This window comes from Furfurilactobacillus siliginis, assembly GCF_001437435.1.
Classification (GTDB): Bacteria; Bacillota; Bacilli; order Lactobacillales; family Lactobacillaceae; genus Furfurilactobacillus; species Furfurilactobacillus siliginis.
In genome coordinates, this window is record NZ_JQCB01000001.1 from 131,972 (window position 1) to 148,766 (window position 16,795).

Sequence of the window (16,795 nt, forward strand, 5' to 3'; positions counted from 1 at the left end):
ACCTGGCTGCGCAAATCCGTTTACCTTAACGTTAACTGGCGGATAAAGCTATTGCCCTAAACGTTTTAGATCATTGATCATCTGTTGCTGAATTTTGCTGGCAACAAAACCTTTGCGATAGGCCAGTGAAACGTTCACATGTAAATCGAGCGCGTCGCTGATGACTAATGGCACAACGTCATCATGATCCGTAATCGCATCTTCCACCAACAATCCAACGGCCAGCTCGTTAGCCACCAATTCCTTGATCAAATTAATATCTGGCGAACGATAAATAACTTTCGGTGTGAACCCAGCAGCATCCGCATACGCCTTCAAGGCCGTTGGGTGAATAAAGTCGTCGGTCAGTGTCACAAACTTTTCAGTTGCTAACGTGGCAAACGAGATTTGTTTGGCTGTGGCCAACGGATGCCGCTTACTGACAATGATTCGAAACGCCTGCTGAGTCAGTTCAATCGACGTTAATGTGTTATTTTGCAAAGGTCGTAACGATCCTAACAACGCCACATCAATTTCACCAGCTTCTAACTCCTTCAATAGTTGCCCGGAGCCAGCCTCACGTGTTTGTAACCGATCCAATAAGTGATCTTGCAGCAAACGCCCTGCTAACTTAGGAAAATAGACGGTGCCGATCACTGGTGGCAAGCCAAAGCGAATCGTTTCTGTACGTGCCTGGACGATTTCCTTTTCAGCTAATGACAGGTTTTGCAAGATAATGTCAGCACGTGCGGCTAAGATTTCGCCAGCACGGGTTAGCTTAGCCAAAGCATGCGTTCGATCACGTTGAACCAATTCATCCCCAAAAGTGGTTTCCAAGCGTTTGATTGCCACGGTAATGGTCGGCTGACTCACATGAAACTGTGTCGCGACCGCCGAAAAATTCTGTCGTTTGGCAACGGCCACAAAGTATTCTAAATCACGTGTGTTCATTTTGATTCTCCATATACATTTAATTAATATCAGGAAGATCGTTTGACTATAATTATAGCAAGGATATAGCCTAAACATATTAATAAAATTAGCGGAGGAAACTAATCAATGCAAACACCAACTGAAATCTTAGCAAATCCATTTTTAAACAAAGGTACCGCGTTCACTCAAGCTGAACGCGAACAGTATCATCTAGTCGGCCTACTGCCACCACGAGTGCAGACAATCACCAACCAATTGGATCGTGTTTACGCCCAGTACCAAGCCAAAGCGACCATGCTAGACAAACGGTTGTATCTGATGAACCTTTTCAACGAAAACCGTGTCCTCTTCTATAAACTTTTTAGTGAACACGTCGTTGAATTCATGCCGGTCGTCTATGATCCAACGATTGCAGACACGATCGAAAACTACAGTGAACTTTTCTTAAGTTCACAAAACGCCGCATTTTTATCAATCGATGATCCTGACAGCATGGCAGAAACACTCAAACGCGCTGCTGGGCAGCGTGATATCAAATTAGTTGTCGTCACAGATGGCGAAGGAATCCTCGGAATCGGTGACTGGGGTGTGCAAGGCGTCGATATTTCGGTCGGGAAATTAATGGTGTACACTGCCGCAGCTGGCATTGACCCGCACCAAGTTTTGCCGGTTGTGCTCGACGTCGGAACCAACAATCAGTCACTACTTGATGATCCACTGTATCTTGGGAATCAGCATGCGCGGATTACCGGTCACCGTTACGATGACTTCATCGACCAATTTGTCACAACCGTTGAGCAGCAATTCCCTAACGTCTATCTACATTTTGAAGATTTCGGTCGCAACAATGCCGCCGATATTTTGCATCGCTATCAGGATAAGTACGTCACTTTTAACGATGACATTCAAGGGACCGGCATCATCACATTAGCCGCCGTCCTCGGTGCTTTAAACATCTCCAAACAACAACTGACTGATCAAACCTACTTGACGTTTGGCGCTGGTTCCGCTGGTGCTGGTATCGCCAACCGGATCTTCTCGGAAATGGTCGCACAAGGTCTAACGCCTGAAGAGGCCCGCCAACATTTCTACATGGTCGACAAGCAAGGTTTGCTGTTCGACGATATGCCCGACTTAACGCCAGAACAACGACCATTTGCCCGTTACCGCGAAGAATTCAGCAACGCGAACGAACTGACTAACCTAGCCGCTGTGGTCCACACGATTCATCCCACGATCTTAGTCGGCACCTCTACGCAACCTGGCACATTTACAGAAGCAATCATTCGCGACATGGCAGCGCACACGCAACGACCAATCATCTTTCCGTTGTCCAATCCAACCAAGCTTGCCGAAGCCACTGCAACTGACCTAATCGCTTGGACTGACGGCCGTGGCTTGATTGCAACTGGCATTCCGACCGCTGCTGTCGCTTACAATGGTGTGACCTACAACATTGGCCAAGCCAATAACGCATTAGTCTACCCTGGCCTCGGACTTGGCACGATTGCGGCGACCGCAACAGTGTTAAACGACGCGATGATCAGTAAAGCTGCCCACTCCCTTGGTGGATTAGTAGATCCCAGCCAACCCGGTGCCGCGGTGTTACCACCCGTCGAAAAATTGAGCCTTTTCTCCCAGACAGTCGCCGAAGCCGTTGCGCAAAGCGCTGTTGATCAAGGCTTAACCCGTGACCCTATCAATGATGTTCATCAAGCAGTGCTGCAGGCGAAATGGACGCCGGCATATGAACCGCTAAATTTACAATAGAATTTTTCATTTCTCCTAAGTATCGATTGACATGCCTCCTCAAGCGCTTACAATGACAGTAAGAAATCGAGGCGAGCATGATGGATAAAGATAAGCTCTACCGTAGTTTATGGTACATTGCAGGCACAATTTTCGGCATTGGGATGCTAGATGTCGTGGCGCACGGCATCGGAATCATGCTCTACGCCGGCCTGAACATGTAATTTGAGGAAGCGTCGGGAAGTAGGCTGCACAGCTGCGTGGCTTTTGACGCACATTCTCATCATTGAAACTTAGAAAACAACGAGTTTGGGACATAGTTATCTTGTCCCAAACTCGTTTTTTGATTTACGAACTTAAATAGCGAAAACGTGCGATTCAGCCCATGACCCTGCGCATTGCACTCTTATTTAAAACGTGGGACAAAAGTCAAGTCGCTGTGCAGAGGACGAAAAACCTACCGGATTGAAGACCAATCCGTACGGCAGTTCGAGGTCTTGCTCACGACTTCCCGACTTTTGTCCCACTCTGTACTCTATTCAAATAAAAATTTAGCAACGCGCCAGGTCACTTCTGGATTAGTTCGTAATGCGGAATGCTGCACCGTTAACGGACTACCCCACAGAATGTGTTCCTCAAAATGGGCAATGTGTGGTGTCACAATGGGACGCAATGCCTGTACCCCTTTCACGGACACTTCTGTATCAGTCCCCGTGCTCCAAACATTGCCACCAACTGTCATAATCTTCAGATCTGCTGGTAACTGATCAGCGCGTGATAGCATCCGATTATACGTTTTAACGAACGCTTCTGGTCGGTTCAGTCGTTCAAATGGACTAGCGATGGCGACCCACTTATTGACCTGTGGCTGCGTTTGCTGTTGATTGTTAACCAGATAACTGTACGCGACGCCGCCACCCATCGAATGCGTCACCAAATTAATGTGTGTCACATGTTGGTGAACTAAAAGCCAGTGCATGACCTTCGGAAAGGCTTTGATCTGCACCCGTGGATCTTTATTATCAGCAAATGCGACCTGCACGATGGGATTGTCCTGCCACGTTTGTTGACCGGTCACATGCATGCCACCATTATGATCGACTTGAATCACTGCGGCACGTTTCGCAATCCCGGCAGCCTCCCACTGCATCGACATCCGATCAAAAGCGTGTGGTGTTGAGCCGTAGCCACCCACAAAGACGGTCGCCGTGGGATTATGTTGCGGTGTGACTGCCTGCAATCGTTGTCGATTGATCAACTCATGACTCGCACCCCAGATAAATAAAATGGCTGCAATACTGCCGACCAGCCACCACATAACTCGTTTCATACAACTTTGCCTCGTTTATTTAAATTGGCGCAATTATAGCACCAATTTAAATAAACAAAAATGATTATTCACTTATCAAAAATAATGCTATACTGTTCGCCGTTTATAAATCTCATATTTATGTAAAGAAGGCGATTCTATGCATCCCGATTGTCCATTTTGTACCAAACCTGACGACCAACTCATTCTCAGTAATGACCTTGCTAAGGCATTCTTCGATATTCACCCAATGGCACCCGGTCACGCTCTCATCGTACCAAAGGCACATCGCACGACGTTCTTTGATGCGACCCCCGCTGAGCAACACGCAATGACTGATTTACTCGACCAAGTGAAGACCATCCTCGATGATCAATTTCATCCCCGTGGCTACCAAATCTTCAGCCATGTCGGCACGGTCGCCGGGCAAAAAGTCGCCCATGCACACATTCATTTAGTTCCCGTTCAATAATTGAAAGGCCATTATGGTTAACCACACAGATTCCATTGCACAGCTTGCCACACTGATTAAAAATCATCAGCACATCGTCGCATTAACTGGTGCCGGGATTTCTGCCGCAGCCGGCATTCCCACGTTAGAACAAATTAATCGGGACAGCTCAATCGCAGCGAATTTCTCTGAAGAAGCCCTGGAAGCAGAGCCAGTGTCATTTTACGCGCACTTTCATCAGGCATTCATTGATCCAATTTTTAACAACGGTCCAACCATTGCCCACAATGTTCTAGCTCAATTGGAGCACCGTCACCTATTAGACGGTGTGGTTACCACTAATGTCGACTACTTGCACGAACAAGCGGGTAGTCAACAGGTCGCGCCAATCTGGAGCAGCCTCAACATTAACCATTGTCTAGACTGTGGTCGTATTTATCCGCTCAGTATTTTGCAGGCGTCAGTGCCGCACTGTCCAACTTGTGGCGGCTTGATTTCACCTGATCCTTTATTCCGCCACATCGCAACGCTGCCGGCTGAACGTGCGAAAGCTGATGACTGTATGGCAAGCGCCGACCTTGTGCTAGTTATCGGCTCAAATGGTTATTACGATAATGTTGGCCGGACCGCTACCGTCGTCGATATCAATCCCAAGCCAACGATGTTTGATCGTCAAGCCACACTAACTATTCATCAAGACGCCAATGCAGTCTTTACTAAATTAGCTACTAACCTTCATTTACCGACGACAAGCATCACCAAATAGCCCTTTCTTTCAGTTGCCAAATGCGTGGAACACCGGCACAATAAACGTAACGACAACAAGGAGTGACCACCATGCAAGAAGCACGCACACTATTCTTCAACTGGGGCTGGCTAGTACCCGTTATTTTTAGCTTAATCTTTATTATTTCCTGGCGGATCGACAAACGCCGCCTGATCAATGGCATCTGGTTCAACATTGCCTTCTTTTCATTTCTGACCGTTTTGGCAGGTTGGATCCTGGTGACAAATAATGTCGCATTGATCATGACGTTCGGGATTCCGTTCGTCCTTATCGTCTTATTCTTGTTTCTATTATTCTTCATGCAAAGCATTTTGCTCATTTGGAACGCTGTGATCGTCTGGCGACGTGAAAGTCATTCATTGGGAAACATGCTGACACTGGTGCTGGGTGTCGCTTTACTGCTAGTACCATTCATCAACAGCCTCGCCGGGGACGTACTGCCGCAAGTGTGGTACACGTTCTTCGTGATTACCACAGACTTTGTGGTCGGCTACCTACTGTTCTGGTTCTATAACTATCTCACCGTGCTCGTCTTGTACCAATTCAATCGGCCAAAGCTAAATCAACAGTACGTGGTTGTCTTGGGTAGCGGTTTAATCAACGGCGGCCAGGTGCCACCATTACTCGCGCAACGTGTTGATCGTGGGATTACCTTTTATCAAAAGCAATTGCAGAAAAAAGGTGTCGCACCAAAGCTAATTCTGTCAGGTGGCCAAGGTGGTAATGAAACACGTCCAGAAGGTGTCGCCATGCGTGAATACGCGATTGAACAAGGTGTACCAGCTGAAAACACGATTGCCGAAGATCAGTCTATTAATACGTTGCAGAACATGCTGTTCTCTAAACGATTGATGGTGACAGATGATGGCACTGAACCACGGGCCATCTTTGTCACTAGTAACTACCACACGTTACGTGCTGGCTTAATTGCTCGCCGTGCTGGGCTGAAAGCCGACGGGATTGGTTCGCGGACCGCTAAGTTCTTCTTGCCGAATGCTGTTATCCGGGAATATATCGCTGTGTTCGTGAGGAATAAGTGGACGCATGCGGTAGTTCTGGGTGTCGGGATTCTTGGGATTGGGGCGTTGGTTCTGGTTTCGAATTTGTTTGTTAAGTAAATAGTTTCTATATTAACCCCAAAAGGCGGTATGATCAATTTCTAACAGGTCATACCGCCTTTTGTTACTAGCGTCCTTAAAAAGGACATATCACAATCTAATCGTTTTGCTACTGAACCAACTTTTTATAAACATCAACTATATTTACATCAACATATTTTATTGAATCAACTGTTTTTTTTATTTTAGCTGGATCAATCTCTGGAATATCTGTCCCAGAAAACAAGTCTATTTCTTCGTTAACAGTTTCTGGATAACTATCGACTGGTCCACTTTTATCAAGTATAGAGTTTAGTGTGTACTCTAAACGACGGACTTTTTTAACACCATGGCTTATTGGTAACATTTTCCATTCGCTAAATAATAATTCTTCACCGTCATTATTTAACCTTGTTAACGTATTACCCTGCACCATGTTCGCTTGTATAATAACCTTTGCACTATCAAGGACATGCTGATTCTTGCCCACTTTATACTTAGTCACTACATTGATATATTCTGCAAAGTACTCACCAAACATATTCATCACTAAACGCTCAACATTATCTTCCAGCAACTCGATTCCATAAAGCGAAGATAAAGCTACTAACGAATTTTCATTATATTCATCTATTGACGAACTTAAACTATTGGCTAGGTGTAGCTTCTGCTTAAGAATTTCTACAAGAAATGCCCCTTCACCAGCTGAAGGCTCTAAGAAAGTTGATTCTAGTGAATTTAGATTATCCTGTATCTCAGGTTGCCTGATCATGAGCTTGACCACCTTAGATGGGGTAAACACTTCCCCATGATCCTTCACTCTCTGGTTTGATTTAATTATACGTTCCTCAGGCATTAATTCATCTCCTGAACCTTTGTTTCGATAAACCTGATTTCAGCATCAGATAGCTTGTACTTTCTATAAAGCTGTGCATCAACATTATCTGTACTTTCACTCCAGTCAATATCTGAAGAAATAGAAAAGTCTTGTAATGGCACTTTTATCCACTTATCAGGGTTATTATCCTGAGTAACTTTTAAAATTCCAAGCATCGTTCTGGCAAATTTCGATTTAATATACTTTAAGGCATTATTTGCTTCAAGTTCATTGCTAAAAGAACCAATTCCTAAAAAGGTTCTTGTATAGCCGACGAGCGGCGTGCCGACGAGCGGCGTGCTAACTACTTCTCCCAAAGCTCCACTTCCGTTACTCTTTGGGAGAAGTACTTTAAAGTCATATAAGTTAGCATGAGTTAAATCAATGTACTTCTTATTGATAAAGCGATACGTTCGCTTGTTATCTATTAGCCCAAGAATTTTTATATCATCTTCATTAACTTTAAAATCATGAAAAGCTTCAAGCTTAACAAAAATATTACTCTCAAGTCTTCTATCCCGACCATTACTACTTATCGAGTCTTTAGCCTGAGGATAATCTGAAAACAGTTCTTCCAAATTTAATTTGTTTTGTGAAAAAATTATATCTGTTAAATTTCCATCTTTACGTAGAAATGGATTCACTTTTGAAAGAATGGAATTCAATTCCGGATATGCCGTAAAAGTACCTATAGCACCAAAATTTTCATTTACGTCCCTGACGGTAATTGCAATTCCACCTTTTATGTCAGTTCGTGGAAAAATTTTATTTCCGTTTTGCTCATACATCACGACTTTAAGGTGAGTATCATTTAACATTTTCTCATTCCAAGCAGACGGAGTGGCTCCTGCTCTAAATAAAAATCTACCAGGAGTTATCAAAACTGACTTATCCGCTAGTTCGTAAGCCATTTCCATAAATAAGTGATAAATCGGCTTATCACTAGAACTCGATCCCCCAGCTTCTTCCTGGTATGGTGGATTACCAATAACTACATCAAATTTCATAATTCCAAATGCCGCCTTAATTTTCTTAACACCATCATCCGGACTAATTCTAGCCGCATCAACAATTCCATCAATAAATTCAATATTCATATCTACATGCCGATAACCTGCAAGGGTCCTTTCAGCAATGGTTTTTGCCATGGGCGTTTTTGCAACAACAAAAATATTGGCCTTTAAAATATTTTCCCATAAGCGCCACTCATCTTCAGCTGTAAATTTACCACCCATTATTTCATTCAATTTATTAATAGCTCTCTGATAAAGAGACGTTGCCGCATACAAGGGATACAAACCTGTCTTTGAGTTTATTTCCAGAATTTTTGTATTATTCTTAAAAATTGTATCCGTAGATTTATTTTGTACCCAATGTAATGCGCTCTTAGCTTCAACTGTCGAAACTTCATATTTATCATCAAAGTAAGATAGTCCACCGATGGTCATTCCAAGTTGCATATTAACTACTCGCCAAGGGGTAAGCACCGTTTCCTTATCAGGATTTTTGAAAGTTCCAAAAATCGCAGCAATTTCTTCTGTTCTTTCAATTGGATCCAATTTATCAAGGGCTTTAACCCTCTTACGAATTATTCGCCCAGCCTCTATAAAAATTTGTGGGTCGTAATATTTAATAAATTTAGAAAACTCGCCCTTTGTAACACCCTTAGGCATAAACTCATTCCATGATTTTTCGTCTACCAAATTCAAAAAATCATTAATACTAACATCTTCTTCAATATCAATATCCATTCCGTAAATCATCATTGGAATACGTATTGAGATAGAACGTAAAATTGAAATCATTGTCCGTTTTTGCTTTTTTAATGCGTTCTTTTTATCGATTACAGCTTGTTCTTCTGGGATACGATCTTTCTTTGGCTTTGCTTCACCTCTATTAGCACGATCATACTCCTCATCTGTGAGTCCCTGATTATTGACATCAACTTTAGTTGGCTTTCTATCAGCCTTAGTTGTTCCAACAATTGCTTTCAACCCATTAAAATCCACTAAATCTTCAGTATTTATCTTTAACAATTCATCACTGTATAGTGAATCATCATCAAATCCACTCCGCACGGCCTTTTCTGCATAAACCTTTTTTAACGTAGTAAGTAATTTATCAATATTGTATTCTTGCATCCCTTGCTTTGTTTCACCGATAATGGGAAGAAAATTCAGTAGTTGGGCCATACTGTCTTTTTGTTCCTTATTGACAAGTTTACCCGCTCCTGAATTAAAGCTATTCGATTCTGCCATTACAGAAAGCGCTCTATCTGGTGCAAAATCAAATATATAGCACCTTTTTTTCATTCCCATTTTCTCATCCGAAAACGGTGTCTGTGCACGAAATGCAGCCTGCAAGTACTGCATAGCACTTGTCATATTTGATAAAAAGACAATTCCAGTCCACTCCTTAACATTTACTCCAGTAGTTAATTTACGAACTGTTAAGGTAATTGTTTTCGTTTTTGATGGCTCGTTGGTAATTGCCTTACGAACTCTTTCAAGATCACTGTCACCAGCGTCTACTGCCAGATCTGAATCGCCATCAGCTACAACATTAATCACTTTATACTCGGTACCAAAAACCGGATGCTCCTCCATTAATTCTTTAAGTGCTTTCGCTTCCTTAACACCCGGAAGCAACCAAAGCGTATGTCTGAGCGCATTTCTAAATTTTAAAGTGGAGAACGGATAATTTGTTTTACCATTTTGATGCGTTATATTATCCAGAAATTGTTTTACATTTTTCTCGTATACAAATTTTCCTGTTGCATCATCAACTCTAAAGAACTCTTTAAAGTTAAATGACTTACTTTCATCGGAGAATTCTTTACGATTTTGCATTTCAAAAGTATACATTGAAACACTTGGCAAAGTCTCGTAAGGATTCGCCTCATTTGGATGATCTATTGGCCACCTTTGCTTAGCCTTTTGTTCCATCACATAATCCCATGTATATACTTGATCTTCATTCTTATACTGGTCAAGCAAGTTGAACGGCGTTCCGGACAGCTCAAGCAATCGCGTTTTATCCTTCTTAATACCACTAAGTACATTGTGTGCTAAGTCAGTTTGTGTTCCTTCATGTGCCTCGTCGATAATTATCAAGTCCCAATCAATATCGGCAATTAACTCATTTTTATCTGCAACTTTGCCACCAAATCGCTTTGATCCACGTAAATCCTGAATACTAGCAAAATAAATATACGGGAATTCACTAGCATTCAGTTCATCAATAGTTTCCCCTTTATTTTTTGAGCCAAATCGATATCCTTCTTTTGACATTTTCATTTTGTGATAATCTGAAAACCAACTATCTGACACAACCGGCCGATGGGTCATAATTAGCACTTTTTTATATTTTTCCTCTTTAATAAGTTGTAACGCAGACAAAGTTTTCCCAAACCGCATCTTCGCATTCCAAAGCATATCTTTTTCTTTTTGGAACACACGTCTGGTTTGTTCCACCGCTTTTATTTGTTCTGGACGTAGGACAATTTCATGTGGCACAGCCTTTTCTGTTATATCCAGCGATGATCGGCCTTCCTTAACAGCCCTAATTGCATCTTTTGCTGTTTTCACATCCACCTTAAACCACTCAGTGCCATCCAAATGTTCTGACCGTTTTACTCCGGAGCGTTCTAAGACCTCGTGAACATCGTGGTCACGAAACCACTTATCTTCAATCTTGCTGTAGGCCAGTTCGGCCCACTCAAGCAAATACGGAGTTCCTCCTGTTCTCATGTATTGCTTAATACGTCTATCCGCAAATCCACGTAGATCATCACTATTAGGTTTGCCATCAATCTCAAAGTTATCAACTGACGCATCCCCAACCTTTTCGGCCCCAACATATGCAGGCCACATGCCATTACTGTTATCACCAGTTTGAATATAAATAAGCTTCTTCTCATTGGGATCATATGGTGGATCATTCTGTGGCTCCATAAAACCACTTTGTGAAATTTTCTGTTCCATATATGAATTAGAAAACCAAACCAATAAATAATACATTTCTTTTAGTTTAGTTAATGCCTGTTCACGAGAAAATTCATCTAAGGTATGGGCTGCATCATTTCCATATCTTTTTAAATCATAAAAAATATCAATTAACTTTTTATCGTCAATCAATTTTTCCTCTTTTAACATCTTTAAACAGTTATTGAAACTACAATGATCTGGTACTTCTATAAAATTAAAATCCAGCACACTTCTTGCTACATTTTCAGCTATTTTGCGAATTGTTATTAACTCCGCAGCATACTGCTCGCTGGCATATAATTTCTCAGCAGATTTAGCCTGATTATACATAATCTGTGTGTCGTCATCTAACATTAAAAAGCCAAAGTTTGATTCCACGATTTTCTCCTACCCATGGTAAATGTCATGAATTTCATATGTAATATTGTCTTATGTTAACACTTTAAAAAATGATTTATATCATATCAAAACATAAGACTAATTTTATATTATTTTTGATGATTTCCAACTTCTCGCCAAGCCACAACACTTCCAAAACTAACCACCCAGCTAACCAAATACGTCACGCCCACGCGTAGCCCTAGCAGTCCCTGCCAGCCAAGCCGGCTTTCAATCCACCAGAGTAAGGCAACCCAGAAAACATGTCCCAAAAACGCCTGGTAGGCATACACAGCTAGTCGATGAATCACACGCATTACGCGTGGCGTCTTTAATAACAGCCAACCGCCTAACGCACAGAGTAGACCAATCACGCTCACCGAATACATCAACATTGATGGCTTCAAATATGGAGCGTTCTCAAATGACACAGTTGCGCCAAAACTATGTAATTCCGTATTAGCACACAGCCATCCCCAGAGAGCCGGGATAAGCAACACCCACCAGCGTTTCATCAACACACTCAGTACGCGCTCATAATTCAACCATGTCAATATTCCCAATAGTCCGTAAATAAAGAAACTCGGCAACAGTCGATCCATCAAGTACCAACGATTCGCGGCTGGGCCATTGAAGACAAACATCGTGTACAGCGCGATCCACCAGACATAGCCGACAGCACTCACCGTCAGAACAACGCCCTGCCGTCTTGGAGATCCTGTTAACCACCGTGTTAACCACACGAAGACTGGCATCAACACAATAAACTGCAACATCATCGTGCTGTACCATAAATGTGGCGCACCATTACCGGTGACAAACTGCCAGTTAAAGCTAGTCAGATTATGATATGGATGATGGCTTTGCAAGCTCGGCATCAGAATTAAATACACGGCCGACCATAGAGCCGTCGGCAAAAACAATAGCGACCACTGTTTCTGCAGATACGGCAAATAATTAACGCCTAGCGGACCACTTGATGTCGTTCGCATCGTGCTAAATAAAATCGCAAAGATAAACGCCGGCGCACTGAATTTCATTAGGTCGTACCAAGCGATAACCCACGCCTGTTGCCCCACGCTCAGGGACGTGTGCACGGCAAAGCCCAGAATTGTTTGTAAAATGACCGCCGAGCACGCCGCTACTTTTAATAGATCACCTAAGTCAGGCACGTTCGTCTCACCTTGTTTCATCGACTGCCTCCTTTCATAAAGATATTTATCTATCATCTTACCCGTTGTGGAACAGCGGTGGCAAAACAAAAACGATAAGTTGCGAAATCAATCGTCAACTTATCGTTTTACTTTGCGCTAATTCAAGTCGTCCTCACCTAATTGTCGCTCAAGGTCACGGATTTGCTGCTGCACCTCATCCATTTCATCTTGCACCTCCGCCAGGGTCGCCCCTGACGAGCTGTAACCCTTATAGTAGGCTGTCATGTAATCGTTATCCGTCAGTTGTTGCTCACGGTCACGCAACTGTCCGAGCTGTGCAATCAATGCATCATCATTATCAAACATCTGCACCCTCCATTAAGCCCGTGCTTCTGGTGCCTTTAATTGTGGTCCTTTGCCCTGGCGTGCCAAAACCCAGTCGTCATAGTTCCACTCTTCCGTCGCACGCCGAGAAGCAAAGTAGTCCCAGTAAGATTCACGTTCCATTTCGATGACCTGCCCGTTCACCCCGACAGAGACCCAGTTGTAGGACACTTCACCAACCGCATGGGCAAATTTGACCCATGCAATCGGAATGTCAACGCGTTCGCCATCACTGTTGATAAAGTAGCGGGTATAGTGATCGACACGCATGAACTGCAACCCACTGGCATAGTCTGGATCGAGTTGTTCAAAGTTATTCCACGCGATGTCTACGGCTTGCGATTCAGTTGGTACTTGTCCATCTTCATCGACCGCAAAGTTGTTGTAACTGATCAGTCGCCCATCATCGCCCCACACGACGGTGACATGCGCGTTGTTCGGTGTTACTTTCAAATCCTTTTGATATCGCTCAACTTGGACCGTTTCTCCATTCCGTTCCCGTGATTTTGTTTCAACGAGCTGAAAACCATCAGGTAAGGAAAGGTTTGTGTCTGCGCCATTAACTTCAACTGAATTCATCATGATAATGCCCCCTAGATTAGGTTCGTGCCAACGGTTGTGAGTAATTGCATTAATTGTTCCTGTTGTCCGGTAGCCAAGTTTGCAAAGATCGTGTGGTTAACGTCTTCGATTGCCGCCTTCAGGGGGCCGATGCGCTCCCGACCAGTAGGCGTTAGGTCTACCTTCCACACACGTCCATCATCTGCTGAACGACTTTTTGTAATCAACCCTAATTGTTCCAAACGAAGTAACCGCCGTGTGATGTTACTCTGATCCAAGTAAATCTGGCGATAAAGTTGATCCTGGGTCGTTCCGGTTACCGGATCAATTTTAAGTAAGAAATAGTAGTTACTGGCGTTCAACTCCAATGGTTTCAGTGCCCGGTCCAATTCAACTTGCACCTTACGCGCCACAATACTGATTTGCGTTAGATCAAAATCAATTTCCTGCATGTTGTTTAACGACACCTGTATGCACCTCCCTTAACGACCAAATGGCAATCAAGCCACCAATCAAAATGATCAATCCCACCGCATAAGCGACCGTCTGGCCTGTCAACAAATCATCCGTCGGGATATGAAACGCCGTGGTTACCGAATGGCCGACTTCATGCGCAATGGCACGATAGTACAGCGTCGACGCCAACGTCGTACCGAGTGCTAGACCGACTTCCCGCATCAACGAGTTCGTTGCACCAGCCATCCCCCGCTGCTTTGCAGTCACACTTTGCATAATAATTGTGTTGTTCGCTGTCCCAAACAACGCCGTTCCAAGTGATAACACCACCGAGATGATCACAAACGGCCATGGCTCACCAGTGCCGTGATTAATTATCAACAACCCTTGTGCCACGATTAGGGTGATCATTCCCGCCGTCATGATTTTTGTCTTGTCGAACCGATCGACCAACGTGCCGGCGACTGGGTTAGCGATCAACGCAATAATTGGTGAGATCATCAATAGTTCGCCGGTTAACCGACCAGCATAATTTAGGACCAGCTGTAAGTAGATTGGGGCCAATAACGTAAAGAAGTAACTCACGATAAAACTCGTCAATGCCGCAATCAAACTATTTCTGAAGCGACGATTACTGAACAGCTGAAGGTCTAGTAATGGATGTTGATATCTGCGTTCATGTCTTACGAAAAAGACAAAGATAACCGCAAAGACCGCTACCAGTACAATCGTGATGATTGGTTGACGTAGCGCCGTACTTGTCGCGCCATAGAACACAAGTGCCATCAAGATCATCCATGCAGCGCCGCCGTAATCTAACGGTTGATGGTCGTGTGCCTTAACATGCCGTGGAAAAATTAGCCATTCAATGAAAATACAGATAATTCCCAATGGCACATTGATCAAGAAGATGTCGTGCCAAGATAAGTAGCTAATAATGAGTCCACCTAATCCGGGACCAGCCAGCGCACCGAGTGAGATAAAGATACTTTCGATGCCCAACGCGCGCCCAAGTTCATTTGCCGGAAAGACATCAGTAACAATCGCATAGCTGTTGGCCATTGTCATACTGGCTCCGATTGCCTGCACGATCCGCCCACCAATCAAGGTACCAAAGCTGAGACCCCATCCGGAAAGTAGCGAACCTAGCGTAAAAATCACCGTTCCCCACATGAACAAGCGCATTCGACTGGTACTGTCACCCAGCTGACCAAACATCAGCAACAATGCACTGATACCGATTAAATACACCGAAATCACCAAGTTAGCCGAGCTCGTACTGACCGAAAGTCCTCGCGCAATCGCCGGAATCGCAATGCTGACAATCGTCCCATCAATAATCACCATGAAAAAGAATGTGCCTAAAGTTCCTAACGTTAACCATCGTTTAATTGGTGACATGTGCCCACCTCCTTGAAGTGTGACATCAGTATATTCGGATTTATTTGCTTGCGCAAGCATTTAGTTTCAACTTTTTTCTGCATGCTTATTTTAAATAGTTGGCTGTGTCTCCGCTCCCTAACCCATTAGCAAGTTCGCTTCGCTCATCGTCGTGCGTCTGTGGCGCCTTACCATTTCGGGCTTTGCAAATTCTTTGCAGCCCTTCACTCACGGCGCAACATCCGCCCTCTGTTGCTAATGGGTCAGGGAGCGGAGAGTGCGTTGCCCGCGGGCATCGACACAAGGGCACACGTTCACACCCAAAAAAATAGCTTAAGTACTGCACCATCAAACTAAATAGATCGCAGCAGACTTAATTCATTAATCCGAGTCTGCTGCGATCTATTTATTTACTTAGTGTATTCATAAATGATTTTAGTTAAGGCGCTGGCAGCATGTGCGCCCGCTCGATCATCGTAATAACTTGCGAATCGCGAATCATTCGCATATAAATCACCTAATCCACGATGAGCAGTTGCTGAATACTTAGGCCACGTGATTTTTAACCAGTCACGGTGCGTTTCAAAAATCCGTTGTGCCAGCTTGGTGTCTGTTTCACCGTCAGCTACATACGTCCGTAAATCGGTAAATAATTGTTGCTCCAACGTCTGCATCTGATCGTATTGATCCTTCGTTAGTCCTTGCCACTGTTCATTTGCTGATTCAACAGCTTCATTGCCATAACGTTGACGGATTTCATCCCCGTATGCTTGTTCATTTTCTGTTACTTGTGCCCGCTTGAAACTAGCAAATTTTTCGTCATTGCTCATTTTGTCTTCCCCCTTTTTGGTGCTAATCGTGTGCTCGATAGTTTCGATTAAACCAGTCAGTCGCTGTTGCTTAGCGACGAGTTGTTGGCGCTGCTGTTCCAGAATCTGTAATGGATCTTGATGATCATCTAACAATGCCTGAATTTCCTTAAGTGGTAATTCCAATTCTCTGTAAAAGAGAATCAACTGCAGCCGATCTAGTTCCTTATCTGTATACTGACGGTAACCTGCCGCCGTCACTTCATTTGGTGCCAGTAAACCAATTTCATCGTAGTACCGTAATGTCCGAATACTGACGCCGGATACATCAGCAACTTGTTTGATTGAATACATGTGTTACCCTCCTTTCAAAAAGAATGATACGGGGTGACGTTGCGTGAGGGTCAAGGGGGAAATTCATTTTTTTCTATTATCTCGCTAAAAACAAGAGAGTGGGCCAAAAGTCGGGAAGTCGTGAGCAAGACCTAGAACTGCCGTACGGGTT

General features: G+C 43.7%; 15 protein-coding genes. 5 read left to right on the forward strand and 10 right to left on the reverse strand.

From position 1 onward, the window contains the following. Nucleotides 1-48: 48 nt before the first annotated feature. Nucleotides 49-930, reverse strand: a complete 882-nt coding sequence (locus IV55_RS00565) for a LysR family transcriptional regulator (RefSeq protein WP_057808461.1) — start codon at nucleotides 928-930, stop codon at nucleotides 49-51. A 108-nt stretch (nucleotides 931-1,038) separates the two neighbouring features. On the opposite strand from IV55_RS00565, the gene IV55_RS00570 reads away from it, so the two are divergent. Next, nucleotides 1,039-2,682 (forward strand): malolactic enzyme, encoded by a 1,644-nt coding sequence (locus tag IV55_RS00570; protein WP_057808462.1) that lies wholly within the window; start codon nucleotides 1,039-1,041, stop codon nucleotides 2,680-2,682. Between the two features lie 77 nt (nucleotides 2,683-2,759). After that, nucleotides 2,760-2,885: a hypothetical protein gene (locus IV55_RS10615; protein WP_263862171.1), complete on the forward strand. Its 126-nt coding sequence runs from the start codon at nucleotides 2,760-2,762 to the stop codon at nucleotides 2,883-2,885. Between the two features lie 311 nt (nucleotides 2,886-3,196). Here IV55_RS10615 and IV55_RS00575 read toward each other — a convergent pair whose 3' ends face one another. Further along, nucleotides 3,197-3,991, reverse strand: a complete 795-nt coding sequence (locus tag IV55_RS00575; RefSeq protein WP_057808463.1) for an alpha/beta hydrolase — start codon at nucleotides 3,989-3,991, stop codon at nucleotides 3,197-3,199. 139 nt (nucleotides 3,992-4,130) lie between these two features. On the opposite strand from IV55_RS00575, the gene IV55_RS00580 reads away from it, so the two are divergent. The 3 genes from IV55_RS00580 to IV55_RS00590 all read left to right on the forward strand — a co-directional run bounded on the left by IV55_RS00580 (nucleotide 4,131) and on the right by IV55_RS00590 (nucleotide 6,326). Beyond that, the gene (locus IV55_RS00580; protein ID WP_057808464.1) at nucleotides 4,131-4,442 is read left to right on the forward strand and encodes an HIT family protein; all 312 of its coding nucleotides are present in this window, start codon (nucleotides 4,131-4,133) and stop codon (nucleotides 4,440-4,442) included. Between the two features lie 13 nt (nucleotides 4,443-4,455). After that, on the forward strand, nucleotides 4,456-5,187 hold the full coding sequence (locus tag IV55_RS00585; RefSeq protein ID WP_057808465.1) for an SIR2 family NAD-dependent protein deacylase: 732 nt from the start codon (nucleotides 4,456-4,458) through the stop codon (nucleotides 5,185-5,187). Nucleotides 5,188-5,258: 71 nt separating this feature from the next. Beyond that, the gene (locus tag IV55_RS00590; protein ID WP_057808466.1) at nucleotides 5,259-6,326 is read left to right on the forward strand and encodes a YdcF family protein; all 1,068 of its coding nucleotides are present in this window, start codon (nucleotides 5,259-5,261) and stop codon (nucleotides 6,324-6,326) included. A 109-nt stretch (nucleotides 6,327-6,435) separates the two neighbouring features. Here the strand turns inward: IV55_RS00590 and IV55_RS00595 are convergent, their stop codons facing one another. The 8 genes from IV55_RS00595 to IV55_RS00630 form a co-directional block, all read right to left on the reverse strand. Further along, nucleotides 6,436-7,161 (reverse strand): N-6 DNA methylase, encoded by a 726-nt coding sequence (locus tag IV55_RS00595; RefSeq protein ID WP_057808467.1) that lies wholly within the window; start codon nucleotides 7,159-7,161, stop codon nucleotides 6,436-6,438. After that, complete coding sequence (locus IV55_RS00600; RefSeq protein ID WP_057808468.1) at nucleotides 7,161-11,546, reverse strand: Eco57I restriction-modification methylase domain-containing protein; 4,386 nt, start codon at nucleotides 11,544-11,546, stop codon at nucleotides 7,161-7,163. The genes IV55_RS00595 and IV55_RS00600 overlap by 1 nt, the downstream gene beginning before the upstream one ends. A 110-nt stretch (nucleotides 11,547-11,656) precedes the next feature. Then, a complete protein-coding gene (locus tag IV55_RS00605) occupies nucleotides 11,657-12,739 on the reverse strand; it encodes an acyltransferase (protein WP_057808469.1) in 1,083 nt (360 codons plus the stop codon). Between the two features lie 117 nt (nucleotides 12,740-12,856). Next, nucleotides 12,857-13,066: a hypothetical protein gene (locus IV55_RS00610; protein WP_057808470.1), complete on the reverse strand. Its 210-nt coding sequence runs from the start codon at nucleotides 13,064-13,066 to the stop codon at nucleotides 12,857-12,859. Nucleotides 13,067-13,078: 12 nt separating this feature from the next. Then, entirely contained in the window at nucleotides 13,079-13,666 is a 588-nt protein-coding gene (locus IV55_RS00615) for a hypothetical protein (RefSeq protein WP_057808471.1), read from the reverse strand. Between the two features lie 11 nt (nucleotides 13,667-13,677). Then, nucleotides 13,678-14,097: a MarR family winged helix-turn-helix transcriptional regulator gene (locus IV55_RS00620; RefSeq protein WP_057808609.1), complete on the reverse strand. Its 420-nt coding sequence runs from the start codon at nucleotides 14,095-14,097 to the stop codon at nucleotides 13,678-13,680. Beyond that, a complete protein-coding gene (locus IV55_RS00625; protein WP_057808472.1) occupies nucleotides 14,084-15,502 on the reverse strand; it encodes an MFS transporter in 1,419 nt (472 codons plus the stop codon). The genes IV55_RS00620 and IV55_RS00625 overlap by 14 nt, the downstream gene beginning before the upstream one ends. 389 nt (nucleotides 15,503-15,891) lie before the next feature. Then, the gene (locus IV55_RS00630) at nucleotides 15,892-16,644 is read right to left on the reverse strand and encodes a MerR family transcriptional regulator (RefSeq protein WP_057808473.1); all 753 of its coding nucleotides are present in this window, start codon (nucleotides 16,642-16,644) and stop codon (nucleotides 15,892-15,894) included. Nucleotides 16,645-16,795 lie beyond the last annotated feature (151 nt).

What these genes read in the sequence shown, in the direction of transcription:
- IV55_RS00565 (WP_057808461.1), bottom strand. Translation starts at nt 930, where the DNA reads ATGAACACACGTGATTTAGAATACTTTGTGGCCGTTGCCAAACGACAG.
- IV55_RS00570 (WP_057808462.1), top strand. Translation starts at nt 1,039, where the DNA reads ATGCAAACACCAACTGAAATCTTAGCAAATCCATTTTTAAACAAAGGT.
- IV55_RS10615 (WP_263862171.1), top strand. Translation starts at nt 2,760, where the DNA reads ATGATGGATAAAGATAAGCTCTACCGTAGTTTATGGTACATTGCAGGC.
- IV55_RS00575 (WP_057808463.1), bottom strand. Translation starts at nt 3,991, where the DNA reads ATGAAACGAGTTATGTGGTGGCTGGTCGGCAGTATTGCAGCCATTTTA.
- IV55_RS00580 (WP_057808464.1), top strand. Translation starts at nt 4,131, where the DNA reads ATGCATCCCGATTGTCCATTTTGTACCAAACCTGACGACCAACTCATT.
- IV55_RS00585 (WP_057808465.1), top strand. Translation starts at nt 4,456, where the DNA reads ATGGTTAACCACACAGATTCCATTGCACAGCTTGCCACACTGATTAAA.
- IV55_RS00590 (WP_057808466.1), top strand. Translation starts at nt 5,259, where the DNA reads ATGCAAGAAGCACGCACACTATTCTTCAACTGGGGCTGGCTAGTACCC.
- IV55_RS00595 (WP_057808467.1), bottom strand. Translation starts at nt 7,161, where the DNA reads ATGCCTGAGGAACGTATAATTAAATCAAACCAGAGAGTGAAGGATCAT.
- IV55_RS00605 (WP_057808469.1), bottom strand. Translation starts at nt 12,739, where the DNA reads ATGAAACAAGGTGAGACGAACGTGCCTGACTTAGGTGATCTATTAAAA.
- IV55_RS00610 (WP_057808470.1), bottom strand. Translation starts at nt 13,066, where the DNA reads ATGTTTGATAATGATGATGCATTGATTGCACAGCTCGGACAGTTGCGT.
- IV55_RS00615 (WP_057808471.1), bottom strand. Translation starts at nt 13,666, where the DNA reads ATGATGAATTCAGTTGAAGTTAATGGCGCAGACACAAACCTTTCCTTA.
- IV55_RS00620 (WP_057808609.1), bottom strand. Translation starts at nt 14,097, where the DNA reads ATGCAGGAAATTGATTTTGATCTAACGCAAATCAGTATTGTGGCGCGT.
- IV55_RS00625 (WP_057808472.1), bottom strand. Translation starts at nt 15,502, where the DNA reads ATGTCACCAATTAAACGATGGTTAACGTTAGGAACTTTAGGCACATTC.
- IV55_RS00630 (WP_057808473.1), bottom strand. Translation starts at nt 16,644, where the DNA reads ATGTATTCAATCAAACAAGTTGCTGATGTATCCGGCGTCAGTATTCGG.